Genomic DNA, 1,053 nt, shown 5'->3' on the forward strand with positions numbered 1-1,053 from the left:
AGCAGAGTATAAATTACAGCAAGAACAAGAAGCTAAAGCAACTAATAAAGTAAAATGATAGTTGCTAAAATACAAAATAATCAAAAGTTGCTAATATATTTAAAGTTAAAAAATTATTTATTATTGCAACTTTTTAATTTTTACTTTAATTGTAATCAACTATTATTAACAAAAATAAGAAATAACTTTTTATGGAAGATATAAGCTCTTGGAAAGAAAAGTTTGAAGTTTGCGTTTATGCTAAAAAGCTACTTGATAAACTCGAATATTTAAACACTAAAGTAAAAAATCCAGTTGATATAGAGGAAGTCAAAAAAGCCATCTACTACGCTCGTAAATATCACGGTTCACAAATGCGTCAATCAGGCGATCCTTCCTATTCTCATCTAATTGAAGTAGCGATTATGCTTGCGGAGTTTGTAGCAGACGAAGCCCCTAAGCTTTTTACTTCTAACATGATAAATGCTGCTCTACTTCATGATACTATTGAGGATACAGAGCTTACTGAAAAGATGATCGTCGAAATTTTTGGTAAAGAAATAGCAAAACATGTAGAAGGTTTAACTAGAATCAAACCTTATGGAAAAATCAGTGCCGAGGAAAGCTTAAACCTGTTAATCAAACAAAAAAGATATGATACAGCCCTCATAAAACTTTTTGATAGAGCCCATAATATACAGACTTTAGGAGCTAAATCACCTGAGAAAGCTAAAAAAATTATTGAAGAAACCATAACAGATTTTTTAGTTGTTGCTGCCCGCTTGGAAATACACAGTATAGAAGAAAAATTATTCAATATATGTAATGAATTTATTAATAGCAACAAAACTATTACTAAATCTGATGCCCACTATTCTTTTCTAAATTCTCAAAGTGACGCAGCCCGAAATAATAGCCTATTGTTACCGGTATCATAATCATTAATATACCCCAGTAATTAAAATGTTCAGTTAAATAAGCAAGTCCACAATGGCACCCCCCCAAAAACAATCGACAAAAGGAGTAGAATTTTCTAGAAACAAAGGAGGAGATTCTATAAATGACAATATCAAA

At 30.8% G+C, this 1,053-nt stretch carries 1 protein-coding gene; it reads left to right on the top strand.

Annotated features, from left to right (window positions below; genetic code table 11):
* Positions 1-191: 191 nt before the first annotated feature.
* Positions 192-917, top strand: a complete 726-nt coding sequence (locus KYQ89_RS04510; protein ID WP_218460595.1) for an HD domain-containing protein — start codon at positions 192-194, stop codon at positions 915-917.
* Positions 918-1,053: the final 136 nt, after the last annotated feature.

Source organism: Rickettsia sp. TH2014 (assembly GCF_019249195.1).
In the GTDB taxonomy this organism is placed as follows: domain Bacteria; phylum Pseudomonadota; class Alphaproteobacteria; order Rickettsiales; family Rickettsiaceae; genus Rickettsia; species Rickettsia felis.

Bases quoted from the DNA above. Each gene is read 5' to 3' on its own strand.
- KYQ89_RS04510 (WP_218460595.1), top strand. From the start codon at position 192: ATGGAAGATATAAGCTCTTGGAAAGAAAAGTTTGAAGTTTGCGTTTAT.